Annotated in this window: 15 protein-coding genes; 7 read left to right on the top strand and 8 right to left on the bottom strand. The window is 69.1% G+C overall.

Annotated features, from left to right (window positions below; genetic code table 11):
- Together ACWDNU_RS41765 and coaE are read right to left on the bottom strand one after the other, a co-directional pair.
- Positions 1-554, bottom strand: a 554-nt coding sequence (locus ACWDNU_RS41765) for an aminoacyl--tRNA ligase-related protein (RefSeq protein WP_449672912.1), incomplete at its 3' end; no start/stop codon positions are given.
- A 179-nt stretch (positions 555-733) separates the two neighbouring features.
- Entirely contained in the window at positions 734-1,918 is a 1,185-nt protein-coding gene (coaE, locus tag ACWDNU_RS41760; RefSeq protein ID WP_449672911.1) for a dephospho-CoA kinase, read from the bottom strand.
- Between the two features lie 215 nt (positions 1,919-2,133).
- Here coaE and ACWDNU_RS41755 point away from each other — a divergent pair, with 215 nt between their 5' ends.
- Entirely contained in the window at positions 2,134-2,355 is a 222-nt protein-coding gene (locus tag ACWDNU_RS41755) for a hypothetical protein (RefSeq protein WP_449672910.1), read from the top strand.
- Between the two features lie 346 nt (positions 2,356-2,701).
- On the opposite strand, the gene ACWDNU_RS41750 is transcribed toward ACWDNU_RS41755, so the two are convergent.
- A complete protein-coding gene (locus tag ACWDNU_RS41750; protein WP_344286461.1) occupies positions 2,702-3,142 on the bottom strand; it encodes an OsmC family protein in 441 nt (146 codons plus the stop codon).
- Between the two features lie 158 nt (positions 3,143-3,300).
- On the opposite strand from ACWDNU_RS41750, the gene ACWDNU_RS41745 reads away from it, so the two are divergent.
- The gene (locus ACWDNU_RS41745) at positions 3,301-3,933 is read left to right on the top strand and encodes a TetR/AcrR family transcriptional regulator (protein ID WP_449672909.1); all 633 of its coding nucleotides are present in this window, start codon (positions 3,301-3,303) and stop codon (positions 3,931-3,933) included.
- A 241-nt stretch (positions 3,934-4,174) separates the two neighbouring features.
- Here ACWDNU_RS41745 and rpsA read toward each other — a convergent pair whose 3' ends face one another.
- Positions 4,175-5,668 carry a 30S ribosomal protein S1 gene (gene rpsA, locus ACWDNU_RS41740; protein WP_344286459.1) on the bottom strand — a complete coding sequence of 498 codons (1,494 nt, stop codon included), beginning with the start codon at positions 5,666-5,668 and terminating at the stop codon, positions 4,175-4,177.
- Between the two features lie 346 nt (positions 5,669-6,014).
- Here rpsA and ACWDNU_RS41735 point away from each other — a divergent pair, with 346 nt between their 5' ends.
- The 5 genes from ACWDNU_RS41735 (at position 6,015) to ACWDNU_RS41715 (ending at position 11,108) form a co-directional block, all read left to right on the top strand.
- Entirely contained in the window at positions 6,015-6,866 is an 852-nt protein-coding gene (locus ACWDNU_RS41735) for a class I SAM-dependent methyltransferase (RefSeq protein ID WP_449672908.1), read from the top strand.
- Between the two features lie 17 nt (positions 6,867-6,883).
- Complete coding sequence (locus ACWDNU_RS41730; protein ID WP_449672907.1) at positions 6,884-7,777, top strand: GNAT family N-acetyltransferase; 894 nt, start codon at positions 6,884-6,886, stop codon at positions 7,775-7,777.
- Between the two features lie 108 nt (positions 7,778-7,885).
- Positions 7,886-8,620, top strand: coding sequence for an ABC transporter ATP-binding protein (locus ACWDNU_RS41725; protein WP_449672906.1), 735 nt, complete (start codon positions 7,886-7,888; stop codon positions 8,618-8,620).
- A 26-nt stretch (positions 8,621-8,646) separates the two neighbouring features.
- Entirely contained in the window at positions 8,647-10,542 is a 1,896-nt protein-coding gene (locus ACWDNU_RS41720; RefSeq protein WP_449672913.1) for a YhgE/Pip family protein, read from the top strand.
- On the top strand, positions 10,539-11,108 hold the full coding sequence (locus ACWDNU_RS41715) for a TetR/AcrR family transcriptional regulator (protein WP_344286456.1): 570 nt from the start codon (positions 10,539-10,541) through the stop codon (positions 11,106-11,108). The genes ACWDNU_RS41720 and ACWDNU_RS41715 overlap by 4 nt, the downstream gene beginning before the upstream one ends.
- Before the next feature lie 393 nt (positions 11,109-11,501).
- On the opposite strand, the gene ACWDNU_RS41710 is transcribed toward ACWDNU_RS41715, so the two are convergent.
- The 4 genes from ACWDNU_RS41710 to ACWDNU_RS41695 all read right to left on the bottom strand — a co-directional run.
- A complete protein-coding gene (locus tag ACWDNU_RS41710; RefSeq protein ID WP_449672905.1) occupies positions 11,502-12,785 on the bottom strand; it encodes an ABC transporter substrate-binding protein in 1,284 nt (427 codons plus the stop codon).
- A complete protein-coding gene (locus ACWDNU_RS41705; RefSeq protein WP_449672904.1) occupies positions 12,782-13,867 on the bottom strand; it encodes a hypothetical protein in 1,086 nt (361 codons plus the stop codon). Before ACWDNU_RS41705 ends, ACWDNU_RS41710 begins: the two co-directional genes overlap by 4 nt.
- Positions 13,864-15,258, bottom strand: coding sequence for a VWA domain-containing protein (locus tag ACWDNU_RS41700; RefSeq protein ID WP_449672903.1), 1,395 nt, complete (start codon positions 15,256-15,258; stop codon positions 13,864-13,866). The genes ACWDNU_RS41705 and ACWDNU_RS41700 overlap by 4 nt, the downstream gene beginning before the upstream one ends.
- A gap of 18 nt (positions 15,259-15,276) precedes the next feature.
- Positions 15,277-15,473, bottom strand: a 197-nt coding sequence (locus tag ACWDNU_RS41695; protein ID WP_449672902.1) for a tetratricopeptide repeat protein, incomplete at its 5' end; no start/stop codon positions are given.

Below are 15,473 nucleotides of genomic sequence, written 5' to 3'. Positions count from 1 at the left end.
GGCAAGGAAAGGCGGTAGCGTGCGGCTTTCAGGCCGAGGTCGTCATACACGCGGCGGATCAGCGCGAGCGCGCTCCGCACCTCCGCGCCGACCTGCTCGGGCAGGCAGAAAATGTGCGCGTCGTTGAGCTGGATCGCCCGCACCCGGCTGAGCCCGCCGAGGACGCCGGACAGTTCGGCGCGGTACATCCCGCCGAGTTCGGCCAGCCGCACCGGCAGGTCGCGGTGGCTGCGAGCGCGGGAACGGTAGATCAGCGCGTGGTGCGGGCACAGGCTCGGCCGCAGCACGACCTGTTCGCCGCCGAGGTCCATCGGCGGGAACATGTCGTCGCGATAGTGCGCCCAGTGGCCGGAAAGCTCGTACAGCTCGCGTTTCCCCAGCACCGGCGACGACACGTGCTGGTAGCCGGCTCGGCGTTCGACCTCGCGGACGTACTCCTCCAGCACGTGCCGCACGGCGGCGCCGTCGGGCAGCAGGTACGGCAGTCCCGCCCCGATCAGCGGGTCGCTGCCGAACAGGCCGAGTTCCCGGCCGAGTTTGCGGTGGTCAGGCATGGCGGTCTCCTCACGGAAGGCGAGGCGAGCGCACAGCGAAGAGCCCGGGGCGCTCGCCCCGGGCTCGAATGGCAGTGTTCAGCGCGCCGGGACGGGATCCGGCGTCGTCATGGACTGGGCGCGCTTCATGGCCCGAACGGTAACCCCGCGCGAGGCGGGACCGCACCTGGTTTTCCGTGTCAGGGCTTCCAGCCGCTCTGCGCGGCCCACTTCTCCGCGCGCACGAACGCCGCGTTGACCCAGCCCTGTTTCTCCTCCGCGTACTGCTCGACCGTGCCGTCCGCGGAATGCTTGCGCGCCAGTGCTTCCTTCACCTCGGTGTAGTTGTCGCGCTCGTCCGGGTGCGCGCGGATCCAGTCGCGGAACAGCAGCGCGAGCCGCCACGCCGGGGTTTCGGTGGACCGGACGTGCAGGTTCACCGGCCGCTTCGGGTCGGCGCTCTGGTGGAACCGTTTGAGCCACTTCCCGTCGCCGTCCTGCGGATCGTCCCACCATTCGCCTTCGCGGCGCGGGAAACCGGCGTCAGCGAGCGCTTCGGCGAGCGCATCCGCATCGTCCAAAGAGGACACTGTGAGCTGGAGGTCGAGGACGTCCTTGGCGGGCAAGCCCGGTACGGCGGTGGACCCGATGTGGTCCGCGCGCACCAGCCGCGAACCCGCGATCTGCCGCAGCCGCGCCAACCGACGTTCGGCTTGCAGCGGCCAGCTCGTGTCGTACGGCGAGATCACCGGCGAGGCGGGCGGACGCGGTTTGCGCAGCCGAAGATTCGCCTCGAACGGCACCAGCCGGTCCGCCCACAATGCGTCCACTTCGGCGAGCACGATGTCCTGCGTCCCGCCGTTGTCGAGCCAGACGTCCGCGACCGCGCGGCGCTGTTCCTCCGCGGCCTGCGCCCGGATCCGCGCCCGGGCGTCCGCCTCGGGCATGCCGCGCACCTCGACCAGCCGGCGCACCCGCACCTCCACCGGCGCGTCGACCACCAGCACCAGGTGATACGCGGGTGCGAGATCGTTTTCGACGAGCAGCGGGACGTCGTGCACGACCACCGCGTCGTCCGCGGCCTCGGCCATCAGCTCGCCGGTGCGCTGCCCGACCAGCGGATGCACGATCGCGTTCAGCCGCTTGCGCGATTCGTCGTCCGCGAACGCGCGCGCGGCGAGCGCGGGACGGTCCAGCGAGCCGTCCTCGGCCAGGATTTCCTCGCCGAACGCCTCCGTCAGCGCGGCCAGCCCGGGAGTGCCGGGCTCCACGACCTCGCGCGCGATGCGGTCCGAATCGATGACGACCGCCCCGTGTTCGGCCAGCCGGTTCGCCACCGTCGACTTCCCCGCACCGATCCCGCCCGTCAGGCCCACTCGCAGCATGGCCACACCTTAACGAGAGCCGCCGTCACCCGCTCAGGCGACGCCGAACGCCCTGCACGTGCACCCGCACGGGTACCGGCACACCCTCCGCGTAAACGCAAGCACATTTTCGGGCGTAGCCGAACTGATGTGGGTGACACGCCGCGCGCTTGCGCTGTTTTCGCGGGTCGAGTGCGTACCGTGCGCGGCGGAAGGGTCGCCCACACGGAGGAACAATGGCGGAGAAGCACGTCGGGAAGCACCGGCTCGGCACCCCGGGCCTGGTGCACTGCGTCGGCTATCGCCAGGTCTCGGAGGCGCTCGCGGAATACCGGCGCACGTGGTTCAGCGCGCTGCTCGTGCCCGCGAAGCACAGCCTGGCCGGCCTCCGCCGTCGTGCCCGCGAAGCCGCCCTCGAACGTGCCTGGGTGCCTTCGGTTTCGCTGGAACGCGCCTGACCTTCCCGCCTCCGACGCTGCGGCAAGGTCCGTGAGGGCCACCCTCACGGACTCTGAGTCCCCATGTCGAGAACTTAAGCTGCGTTGCTTCAGCCAGTTGCCCGTCCACAAAGGACACTGGCGCGGTCGAAACGCCCGATTGATGCCCACATGACCGGGTCTTCCGGTACGTGAGGGGAACCCTCAGGGAATCAGATTCCCTCAGGGTTTCCCTCACGTACGACAACCCAGCCTCCGCCAGCCGCTACGGCCCGCACAGACCCGCCTCAACCCCACCCCGAGCGACGCCTCAAGTCACTGCCCTTGACTCTGAGCCCCTGAAGGTTCCCCGCACGGACCGCCGCGATCAGATCGCGTGGGTTTCGATCGCGATCTCGTGGCTCAGCGTCCGGTGCACCGGGCATTTGTCCGCGATCTCCAGCAGCCGCGCGCGCTGGGCGTCGTCGAGGTCGCCTTCCAGCGAGATCTCCCGCGTGATCCGGCTGATCAACCCGACCTCGGTCTCGCAGCGTTCGCAGTCGCGGGCGTGGATGCGGTCGTGCCGGAGCCGGACGGTGGTGCGGGTCAGCGGGATTCCCTTGCGGTCGGCGTACATCCGCAGCGTCATCGAGGTGCAGGTGCCGAGCGCGGACAGCAGGAGGTCGTACGGCGTGGGCCCGGCGTCCGCGCCGCCCACGCTCGCCGGTTCGTCGGCGAGGAATTCGTGGCCCGCGGTCGTGACGCGCTGGGTGTAGCGGCCGCTCCCGGCATCGGTGACGACGACAGTGCCGGGTTCCGGCTGGGTCATGAGGGCGGATTCCTTCTGCTCGGCGTTGCCCGCCCGGCGCGGGCGGTCGCTTGTGGACGGTCCGGGAACGACGTTCCCAAGAAGCCGTGAATATCGTATCTTCTGCTTGCGAGACGCGGACGCGCTTCCCGCGGAGCACGGGCAAAAGGGGGTGGGAGATGGCCACCCGGCATCTCTCGACACGACCGGCGGAGCAGCACAACCGCGGCCGGTTCCTCGACGCGGCGCTGACCGTCCTGACCGAGCGAGGCGTCGCCGGATTGACCGTGCGCGCGGTGGCGGAACAGGCCGGGGCGTCCACGATCACGGTGTACACGCGCTTCGGCGGCCGCACCGGTCTGCTGGACGCCTTGTACGAACGGGCTTTCGACCTGCTGGGCGAAGAACTGCGCGACGTCCCGCGGTCCGACGGCGACGGGATCGCCGACCTGGTGGAGGTCGCACTCGCCTACCGCCGCTTCGCCCTGGAAAGCCCGGCTCGCTACGGCTTGATGTTCGAGCGTTCGGTGCACGATTACGACCCGGATCCGGCGTTGCGCTCAGGCGTGCTGCGCACGAGTTTCGCCGAGTTCGTCGCGAAAATCGAACTCGTCTGCCCACCGGGCGTCGTCCCGCAGGAATGCGGCTATCTGCTCTGGACGGCGATGCACGGGCTGGTGAGCGTCGAGCTGACGATCCGCTCGCAAAGCCCGCTCGACGACTGGTTCCTCGACCCGGCCGAAACCGCGCAGGAAACGATGTACCGCCGCGGCGTGCGCGCGACGATCGACGGGCTTGGCCTGCGCGCCTGATCCGCGACCGGGCGCGAAAGATCCTGGGGGAAACCGTTCAGCCCTGGTCCGCGGCCGAATGCGCCCGGCATTGCGATCGGGAGTGCTGCGCACGAGTTTCGCCGCGGAAATCGAACTGAGCTGCCCGTCGGACGGCTGCCCGCACTGCTCCCCCGCGCCCGGCGAATCCGGAAAACAGTTCGGCCCCGGTCCGTGCGGACCGGGGCCGAACTGGTGTTCAGAGACTCAGCGAGTCAAACGCTCACGCGCCGCCCGACAGCTTCTCGCGCAGGGCCGCGAGCTGCTCGTCGCTGGCGAGCGTGCCGCCGCTCTTCGCCTCGACCGGGGCGGACGAGGTGTAGCTCTGGTCGCCGCCCTCGATGCCGGTGGCAGCGTCGGCAGCGGCTTCGGCGTCGGCCTCGGCGGCCTTCTTGACCTGGGCCATGTGGGCCTCGTAGCGCGTGTGGGCCTCGGCGTACTGCCGCTCCCACTCCTCGCGCTGCTTGTCGAAGCCTTCCTGCCACTCCTGCGTGTCCGGGTCGAAGCCCTCGGGGTAGATGTAGTTCCCCTCGGTGTCGTACTCGGCGGCCATGCCGTACTGGGTGGGGTCGAACTCGGTCTCCGGCGTGACGCCCTCGTTCGCCTGCTTCAGCGACAGCGAGATGCGACGGCGCTCGAGGTCGATGTCGATGACCTTGACCATGACGTCGCCGTTGACCTGGACGACCTGCTCCGGGATCTCCACGTGGCGCTCGGCCAGCTCGGAGATGTGCACCAGGCCCTCGATGCCCTCCTCGACGCGGACGAACGCGCCGAACGGGACGAGCTTGGTGACCTTGCCCGGCACGATCTGGCCGATCGCGTGGGTGCGGGCGAACTGGCGCCACGGGTCTTCCTGGGTCGCCTTCAGCGACAGCGAGACGCGCTCGCGGTCCATGTCGACGTCCAGGACCTCGACCGTGACCTCCTGGCCGACCTCGACGACCTCGGACGGGTGGTCGATGTGCTTCCAGGACAGCTCGGAGACGTGCACCAGGCCGTCGACGCCGCCCAGGTCCACGAAGGCGCCGAAGTTGACGATGGAGGACACGACGCCCTTGCGGACCTGGCCCTTGGCGAGCGCGTTGAGGAACTCGCTGCGCACCTCGGACTGGGTCTGCTCGAGGTAGGCACGGCGGGACAGGACCACGTTGTTGCGGTTCTTGTCCAGCTCGATGATCTTCGCCTCGAGCTCGCGGCCGACGTACGGCTGCAGGTCGCGCACCCGGCGCATCTCGACCAGCGACGCGGGCAGGAAGCCGCGCAGGCCGATGTCCAGGATGAGGCCGCCCTTGACGACCTCGATGACGGTGCCCTTGACGGGCTCGTCCTTCTCCTTGAGCTCCTCGATCGTGCCCCAGGCGCGCTCGTACTGCGCGCGCTTCTTGGACAGGATCAGACGGCCTTCCTTGTCCTCCTTCTGGAGAACGAGGGCTTCGACCTCATCGCCGACGGCGACAACCTCGGCCGGGTCGACATCGTGCTTGATGGACAGCTCGCGCGAGGGGATGACGCCCTCGGTCTTGTACCCGATGTCGAGCAGGACCTCGTCGCGGTCGACCTTGACGATGGTGCCTTCGACGATGTCCCCATCGTTGAAGTACTTGATCGTCTTGTCGATAGCCGCGAGGAAGTCTTCCTCCGACCCGATGTCGTTGATGGCGACCTGCGGGGCCCCGGTCGGGGCGGTCGGGGCGGTGGCGGTGTCGGTGGTCATTAGGCGGGTTGCTCCGGTGGATGGGTGTCGTAGGTGGATGTGAAGTTGGCTACCGGCCGTGCACGCGGCGAGTCCCGCAGCCATGGCATGCGGCGACCCTGCTCAAACGTCCGGCGACCAAACGTTCCACCAGTGAACGACCGCGGCATGACCCGCTGACGATGCGCGGCCCCGGTGGGTAGTCACCCGGGCAGCGCGAACCCCACTGCGCTAACACGTATCGTACGCGGGCCCCCGCGGGGGACACAATCAGGGTCGCCCTGGGCTCCCGGTACCTTCTGTCGAACGTTTCCGCCGGTCCGGGCATTCCCGCGCCCAGCCGGCGCCACCGGGAGAGGAGACCGGCATGCCCGAGCCCGCCGCGGCCCCGGCGGCCAGCCACGCGAGCGCTGAAGAACGGCTCGGCACTGTCGGCGTCGCCCACCGCGAAGTCGGCGGGAACGAGGCCGAAGCGGCGAATCTGGCCTGGTGGGACGCGGATGCCGACGACTACCAGGCTGCCCACGGCGGATTCCTCGGCGACGCCGATTTCGTCTGGTGCCCGGAGGGGGTCCGCGAGGAGGACGCGCGGCTGCTCGGCGACGTGCGCGGACGGCGCGTGCTCGAGGTCGGCTGCGGACAGGCCGCGTGCTCGCGCTGGCTCGCCGCCGCCGGAGCCGAACCGGTCGCCACGGATCTGTCCGGCGGGATGCTCCGGCACGCCCGCGAGGGGAACGCCCGCACCGGCGCGACGGTCCCCCTCGTGCAGGCGAACGCCGAGCGGCTCCCGTTCGCCGACGCTAGTTTCGACATCGCGTGCTCCGCGTTCGGCGCGCTCCCCTTCGTGCCGTCGCTGGAGACGGTGTTCGGCGAAGTGCGTCGCGTGCTGCGTCCCGGGGCACCGTGGGTTTTCTCGGTGACGCACCCGATGCGGTGGATCTTCCCGGACGATCCCGGGCCGCAGGGGCTCACCGCGACCCAGCCGTACTTCGACCGCACGCCGTACGTCGAGGTGGACGACGACGGCACGGCCACGTACGTCGAATACCACCGCACGCTCGGCGACTACGTGCGCGCGCTCGCCGCCGCGGGCTTCGCGCTGGAAGACCTCGTCGAGCCGGAGTGGCCGGCGGGCCACACGCGCACCTGGGGCCAGTGGAGCCCGCTGCGCGGCAGGCTGTTCCCCGGCACCGCGATCTTCCGCACGCGCCGCGACTGACCGGCTACGCTGCGGCGGTGAGCTCCGCAGGCCGATTCGCCGAACTCGACCCGCTCCTGCCGCCGCCCGTCCCGCTCGCGAGCGGCGACCGGCTGCGCGCGGTGACCGCGTCGGGCACGCAGGTTTCCGCGATGCTCCAGCGCTACCGGCACGGTCCGGGCGACGCTCCCCTGCTGTGGTCGGCGGCCGAGGTGTGGCAGCTGTTCCCGGATCCGGAAACGGCGGGCACCGAAGGATTCGACGCGTTGCTCGGCGCGCTTCGGTCCCAAGTGGACACTGAAGCGCCGGGCGCTGATTCGGCGTGCGTCGTCAACTGGCCGAGCCGCGACGCCGAAGCCATCCGGGCTTTCCTCGACCACGGCCTGGTTCCGTTGTCCGCGCTGGCCGTTCGCCGCGCTGTCGTGCCAGAGGACGTCGAGACGGACGCGTCGATCCGCCTCGCCGGGCCGGACGACTACCCGGCGGCGCTGGCGTTGTGCACGGCGACGTTCGATTACACCGGCCTTGTCGCGCACCGGAAACGCGAGCAGACCGCGGAACTGCTCGGCCCGGCATTGCGCCGCGCGCTCGGCGAGAAGGCGACCTGGCTCGCCGAGGTCGACGGCGAAGTGGCCGCGCTCGCGCAATGCGACTGGGTCGAATCCACGCCTGGCAGCGAGGCCGCCGAACTGCTGCCGTCCGGGCGCTGGGGGTACGTGAACAACGTCGTCACCGCCCCGGCCAGCCGCGGCAGCGGGATCGGCCGCGCGCTGATGGCCCGTGCGCACCGCGAGCTGCTGAACCAGGGCGCGACCGGCACCTACCTCTATTACAACCCGACCAATCCCCTGTCGTCGGTGTTCTGGCACCGGCAGGGCTACCGGCCGCTTTGGACGTCCTGGGAAGCACACCCTGCGTGGGCCCTGCGCTGAGCTTTCCGCTCTTTGGTGTGACGTCCGGCGAGCCGCCTTGCCGACGCCGCCAGGTCAGGACTAACTTTTGAACTGACTAGTCAGTTCAAAATCCGTGGAGTGTGTCCTGTGCAGGTCCGTGCCGACCGGGTGTCCCTGAAGGGTCCCCACGGCCCCTTGTTGCCGCCTACCTCGCTCACCGTCGAGGAGGGCTGCCTCACCGTGGTGCACGGCGAGCCGGGCGTCGGCATCACCGCGCTGGCGCTCGCGCTGGCCGGGCGGCTGAAGCCGACCACCGGCACCGTCACCGCCGATCCCGAGGGCGACCTGCGGCGGCTCGTGGCCGTGGTGGACTCGCCGGGGGTCAGCGAGCCGGACGAGGCCTTGTCGCTGCGCGTCGTCGCCGGCGAAGAGCTGGCGCTCGCGCACCGCCCGTCCGGCAAGGATGCGGTCACGGCTTGGCTCTCGCAACACGACGCGGGGCCGTACGCCGACAGCCGGTTCGAGAGCCTCGAACCCGCGCTGCGCACCCGGCTGCTCACCGCGCTGGCCGCCGAACGCGACGGTGTGCGCGTGCTCGTCCTCGACACGCCGGACCGGCACACCAGCGACGTCGCCTCCTGGACCGCCGTCGCGAAGGAGCACGCCGCCCGCGGGTTCGCGGTGGCCGTGCTGGCCGCGACGACGCCGGAGTCAGCGCTCCCCTATCCGCCCGCGAAGGTCGGCGAGGCCGAGCAACCGGATCCGATCCGGCTGTACGCCCCGCCAGAACCCGCTGAAGCGGAGGCCGAGCAGACCAAGCAGCTCCCGGAAACCGCCGAACTGACCGCCGAAACCGAGAACTCCGAGGGAGACCGGGCATGACCACCCCCCACAAGCGGGCCGGCGGACTGAACGCGTTCCGGATCGCGCGCAACGAACTGCGCAGGCTGTCCACCGGGACGCTGCCGAAGCTCGCCATGTTCGCGCTCGTCATGGTGCCGTTGCTGTACGCGTCGTTCTACCTCTACGCGAACTACGACCCGTACGGCCGCCTCGACAAGCTGCCCGCCGCCGTCTTCACCGAAGACGCGGGTGCGAAGGACTCCAACGGAGCCGAGCGCAACGTCGGCCGCGAGGTCACCGACGAACTGGTGAAGTCCGGCACCTTCCAGTGGCATCAAGTGTCCGAAAAGGACGCCCGGGACGGCGTGCGGGACGACAAGTACTCGTTCGCCATCGGCATTCCGCACGACTTCTCGAAGGCGCTGCTGTCGTCCGGCAATTTCGAGCCGCAGCAGGCGACCATCACGCTGACCACCAACGACGCCAACAACTATCTGTCCGGCACCATCGCGAAACAGGTCGCCGACCAGGTCCGCAAGACGATCGCGGAGAAGGTGGGCAGCGAGGCCGCGGACAAGTTCCTCGTCGGCTTCTCCACCATCTACGGCAAGATCTCCGAGGCCACTGACGGGGCCAAGCAACTCGCCGACGGCGCGGCGAAACTCCAGACGGGGCAACATCAACTGGCCGACGGGGCGAGCCAGCTCGCGACCGGGTCGAGCAGTCTCGCCACCGGATTGGGCACGCTCAATTCGAGCACCGCGTCGCTGCCGAGCCAGACCCAGAAGCTCGCTGACGGGGCGGGCCAGGTGGCCGACGGCAACCAAAAGGTCGCGGACGCCTCTTCGCTCGCCGCGTCCGCGTCCGGCGATCTGCAGGGCCGCCTCGACAGTTACCGCTCCCAGCTGAACACGCAACTGCACGACGCGGGGCTTTCCGACAGCCAGGTCAACGACATCCTGTCTCGCCTCGACCAGTTGCGCTCCCCGATCAACGACGCGAACAGCAAGGTCCAGTCCGCCAACGGAGACCTGCAGAAGCTCTCCAGCGGCGCCCGGCAGGTGTCCGACGGGGCGCACCAGCTCGCGTCGGCCTCGCCGCAGCTGGCCAACGGGATCGCGCAGGCGTCCGACGGCGCGAACCAGCTGCGCGACGGTTCGGCGAAGCTCAACGACGGCGAGAAGACCGCGGTCACCGGCACCGACCAGCTCGCCGACGGTTCGGCGAAGCTGCGCGACGGGCTGGCCGCCGGGCTGTCGCAGATCCCGAACCCGGACGATCCGACCCGCACCGCCACCGCGAACACGATCGCCGACCCGGTCGCGGTCACGTCGAACGGCGTGGCGTCGGCGGGCACTTACGGCGCCGGGCTCGCGCCGTTCTTCATCTCGCTGGCCACCTGGATCGGCGCGTTCGTGCTGTTCCTGCTGATCCGCCCGCTGTCGACGCGCGCGCTCACCGCCGGCGCGTCGCCGCTGCGGGTCGCGCTCGGCGGCTGGCTGTCCTCGGCCGTGCTGGGCCTGGGGCAGGTGATCGTGCTCTTCGCCGCGGTGACCTGGCTGGTCGGCATCCACGTGGCGCATCCGTTGGGCGCGATCGGATTCGCCTGTCTGGTGTCGCTGGCCTTCACGTCGATCGTGCACGCGCTCAACGCGCTCTTCGGTGCCGTGGGCAAGTTCCTCGGGCTGGTGCTGCTGGTGCTGCAATTGGTGAGCGCGGGCGGCACGTTCCCCTGGCAGACGATCCCGGACGCGCTGTATCCGCTGCACATAGTGCTGCCGATGGGTTATGCGATCGACGGGTTCCGGCATCTGCTCTATACCGGCGCGTCGATGCAGATCCTCGGTGACATAGGGGTGCTGGTGGCGTACCTCGTCGGCGGGATCCTGCTGTCTACTCTCGCCGCGCGCAAACACCGGGTGTGGTCGGTCTCGGCGCTCAAGCCCGAGCTGAGCCTGTGAGAGAAGCGACCAAACGGAAGCTCTTCGAGGCCACGTTGCGGCTGTCGGCCAGTCGTGGCCTCGTCGGGCTGACAGTGGACGACATCGCGGCTGAGGCTGGGGTCGCTAAAGGGACCGTTTATTACAACTTCGGGTCCAAGGACGGGCTGGTCGACGCTCTGCTCCGGTTCGGCGTCGACTTGCTCGCCGGGCGGTTGCGGGCCGCGGGGACGGATGATGATCCGTTGGCCGTGATTGAGGCTCAGGTGGATACGACGCTGGAGTTCATTGCGGAGTATCCGGGGTTTTCTCAGATCGTGGTCAGCGAGCTGTGGCATACGCCTGGGCGGTGGCATGACACGTTGGCTTTGTTACGGGAAGAATTGATCGCGGTCGTCAAGGCGCAGCTGGAGCGGTTGGGTGCGGCTGGGCGGTTGCCTGAGGGGTTGGATATCGCGACCGCCGCTGCAGGGGTTTTCGGGACGATGCTGGTGGTGGCGTTGGACTGGCAGGTGTTTCATCCTGGCCGGTCTCGGGCGGATGTGCTGGGGTCGGTGATGTTGCTGATTCGCGGGTTGAAGAGGTGACGTGGTGGGGCCCGGCGTTCGTGCCGGGCCCCTCAGGGGTCAGTGGCAGTTGGCGCAGCAGCCGCAGCCCTTGCCGGTGCAGGCGGAGCAGCATCCGTGCCGCAGGACGGTCTGGAACAGGCGTTTGATCATTGCTCGGTCCTTCCGGGTCGGTCAATTACTGCGTAGGTGACGCTAAGTGGGGTTGCGGTTACGGGGGTACCGCTGACTGGGCAGGCGAGCGGGTGAATCCTTCTTTCGGGGCGGCTCGTCGCCTGGCGGCGACATTGCCGTGGTGGTTGCGCGGGGCGGGTGCACCGCTGGTTGAGTGCGTTGGTGCGGTTTTAGGGACGTGAGGGGAACCCTCAGGGAATCAGAGTTCCTCAGGGTTCCCCTCACGGACTTGGGGCAGGGTTACTGGCCGCAGGGGACGTTGAGCCAGTCTGCTCTGGGGATGCTCTTGCGGGTGTCGTCCAGTCTGGTCAGCAGGGTTTCGAGTTGTGCCGGGTCTGCGGTGTATTCCAGGATCGCGCGGTAGAAGGCGCCGGTCATGGTCTTCGGCATGAGGTCGGAGGCGTCGAAGCAGACTGGTTTTCCTGAGGTGATGGTGTCGGCGACCTTTCGTCTTACCGGGTCGCGGTAGACGTCCTTCGGTACCGCGGTTCCCGCGGAGAAGGCCGTCGCGTTCGGGTTGCCTGCCCAGATTTGCTGGGCTTCCGGCGAGACCAGGAAGTCCAGGAATTGGCGGGCTTGCGGGGTGTCGTTGAACATCGCGGCCAAGTCCGCCGATACTTCCGACGCGCCGGAGCCTGGGAACGGGAAGAAGTCGTAGTCGGTTCCCGGTTGGGGGCGCGGGCCGGTTTCGTTGTGCAGGTGCATGTTTTGGTAGCTGCCCATCGCGAAGGAGCCTTGGTGTTCCATGCGGCAGCCGGGCGGGTCGGTGAAGAGGGAGCGGGCTGCGTCTCGGAAATCGGTGAGCAGTGCTGCCGGGGCACCGCCTTGGATGCCGCCCGGGTGGACGACCAGGGCGCCCCAGTCTTGGAATGCCTGGCGTACCGGGGGCGACGTCCACGGGAGGGTGCCCGCGGCCCATTGCCGATAGACCTCGGGGCCCGCGGAGTGCAGCAGGATGTCTTCGATCCAGTCGGTGCCGGGCCAGCCTGACGTGGGCGGGGCGGCCAGGCCCAGGCACCAGGGGCCGGCCAGGGCGGCTAGTTGTTGCCAGGTCGCGGGTTTCGGGGCCGGGAGGCTCGCGGGGCGGTACCAGATCGCGCTTTTCAGATCGGCTTTTACCGCTACTGAGTAGAGTTTTCCGGTGCCAAGGCGTTGCAGGTCGACCCATTGCCTGCCGTAGAAGGATTCGGCCTTCGCTTCCAGGAAGTCGAGAGGCTTGATTTCCTGACGGCGGGCGTAGTCGGCCAGCAGGCCTGGGCTGGACAGGACCGCGATGTCCGGGGCGGAGCCTTGCTGGACGTCGGCGGCCAGGACCTGTTCGACGGCGCGGGTGCCTTGGTAGCGGACTTCTATGCCGGTCTTTTCCTCGAAACGTTGTTTGACCTGGTTGAAGGCTGCTTCCTCGCCTTCGGTCCATACTCCGATCACCTGGAGGGTGTTGCTGCTTGCGGCGACCCCGCACGCGGACGAGGTTGCCACCAGCGCGGTGGCCGCTAGCAGGAGCAACTTCTTCCACCGGGTCATGGGCGGTACCGGTATTCGTCGATCCGCCGGTACAGCCCGGCCACCACCAGTGCGCCGGTGAGGATCAGGGCAACCGGGACCAGTACGGGCAGGCCGCCGGATTCGGTGGCGGCGGCTCCGGCCGTCGTTACGGCTCGGGCGGCTGAGGTGATGGCGTTCTGGGCGGGGGCCGCGGTCGAGGTGGTTTGAGTTTGCCGGCGGAAATCGTCCACTGTGGACCCGCAGCCGGGCGGGCCGCAGCGTTGTTGCAGGAGGGTGGCCAGGCGGGCGTGGCCTGCTGCGTCGGCGGATTCGATGCTTTTTTCTCGGACGGCTACGGCTTGGTCTACATTGCCGCGCACTGTGTCGAGGCGTCCGGCTAGGGCGAAGGCGGCTAGCAAGCCTGCGACGACGCCTAGGCCTAGGACGGTCGCGCCCAGCAGGGGTGGGTTCAGGCGGCGGCGGAAGCGCTGGCGCAGGAAGACTTGGGTCGCGACCAGCAGGGCAAGCAGCACGATCGGCGGCAGCAGCCAGAGGACGAGCAGGCCCGGGCTCATTCTGGTGCCGGAGATTTGGCTGTCCAGGGCGGAGCGTTCGTCTTTTTGCAGTTTTCCCAATAGCTCCAGGACGTTGTCGGGGGCGTGCAACAGGCGGGAGGCGTACCAGAGGTCGGCCAGTCCGACTAGTTCCGCGCCTGGTTGGCGGAAGTGGGCGTCGGCCTGGCTCATCGCGCCGGAGTACGACGCCACCAGGCCTTCGACGGTTTGCAGGGTTCCGGCGCCGGGGTCGCCTGCTTGGTTGAACTCCGCGACTCGGGCAAGACTTTGGCTCGCCGAGGCCATCCGGTTTTCGTACTCCTGTCCTGGACCGGCCAGTTTTGCTTCTCCGGAGGCGAAGCTGGCGATCGCTGCGGCGTCGGCGGATACGAGGGCGTCTCGCGCGGCCGCGACTTCGAGGATTGCTCGGCTGGTCGCGGACGAGATCTGGTCGGCGGTCCGGACGACGCCGCTGACCGCTAGGTACGAGGTGACCAGCGCTAGCACGGTTCCGGCTAGCAGCACTGCCCGGATTCGGACTAGTGCTTGCCGCGTTCGGAGTGTCACGCGACGCCTCCGTGCAGCGGCTCTCCGCATTCCTCGCAGAACCGGGCGTCAGACGCGTTGGGGGTCTCGCAGTGGCGGCAGATCGCTGGTTTCGCGTCCGGAAGAGGCGCGGGACGGGCGTCGCGCGGCTCGTCGCCGACGTTCGAGACGGTGGAGACCAGCAGGTTGAGCAGTTCGCTGCGGGTGACTTCGGGGCGAAGCCGCACCGCCTCGCCGGTCGTGTCGACTACCCGGGCGAGGCGGCGCAGGACTTCCTTGTTGCTGGTCCGCGTGGCGATTTCGACAGCCTGGCCCCATTCGCGCGCGGCCCGGGCGTGGTCGCCCGCGGCATAGGCCTCGTCGGCGTTCACCAAGGCCTCGCTGAGTTCCGCGTGCATGGTGTAGCGGCGCACCTTCGGGTCGACCAGCGTCGGCGCGACCGGGTCGTGCGTCCAGTGCGCCAGCAGCGGGGCCGTCGAATCCGGCGCACCGTCGACCTCGACCCACGCGAGCATCCGGTCGGAGCCGTACTCCGGCTGGGCGTCCGCTGAGACTTCCACTGCGAGCTGGAATTCCCTGGTCTCCCCTGCGCTCCACGAACCGAGGGAGAGGACCGCGTTTCCGTCGCCGTCGGGGACGCAGCGGGAGGTCAGGTCGTATTCGCTTGGCCAGACCTGTTTTACGAAGCGCAGCGTGGTTTGTTCGGTGACGCCGATCCGCAGCCGCGCGGACGGAATCACCTTGGCGAGCGCCGCGGCCATCAGCGCGCGAAAGTCGTCGACCAGGTCTTCGTCGCGCACCACCGAATCGACGGAGCCGCGCAGGACCCGGCCGATCTCGACCAATTCGGCTCGTTGCCAGCCGTCGCCGATTCCCCTTGCGTCGCAGACGAACTGGCCTTCGCAGGCGTCCAGTTCACGGCGCAGCGATTCCGCCGATTGCGATTGGTTGTTTCCGTCGGTCAGCAGGATCGCGTGCCGTACTGCGTCGGGTACCTGCGCGAACAGCTTTCGCGCGCATTCCAGCCAGGTGCCCATGGCCGTGCCGCCGACTGCGACGAATCGCTCCACCGCGGCGACCGCTGCTGCTCGGGTTTCGTCTGACGCGACCGCTAGGCCGGGTTCGGGTGGATAGGCCAGGTCGGCGCGTTCGGTGCCGCGCACGACCGCGAAGCCGACGCCGTCGGGAAGGGCCCAGATCGCCGCGGCTGCTGCCCGGCGCGCGGCGGCGATTTTCGTCGGCGGGTAGCGCATCGACGTCGAGCAGTCGACCAGGAGTACTTCCGCGCCGGGCGGCCGGGACGCGCCAGCGCCGTCGTCGCGCGCGGAAACGGTGACCACAGCTTGCATCGCGGTGTCGCCTTCGCCGAGGTAGCGGTTCTGATGGACCCCGACGTCCCAACCCCTGCTCATCCCTCGCCCCTTCGCCGCCTACACCCAGGTCGTCGGCCTCGTCTCGTTCGCCCGGTCGACCAACGCGTCGTGGTACTCCGCCGAACCGGCCCGGCGCGCGATCCGCCGGTACGACTGCTCCACCAGCAGCCGCAGCCCGTGCTCGTCGAGACGCTCGCCGAGAACGGGACCGGGCGGCATGCCGCGCATCCCGGCGGCGAAGCACCGCAGCGCGC

The sequence above is a fragment of the Amycolatopsis sp. NPDC003676 genome (genome assembly GCF_053587275.1).
The sequence above is the reverse complement of the archived record's forward strand: the minus strand, read 5'-3'. Positions and strand labels throughout refer to the sequence as shown.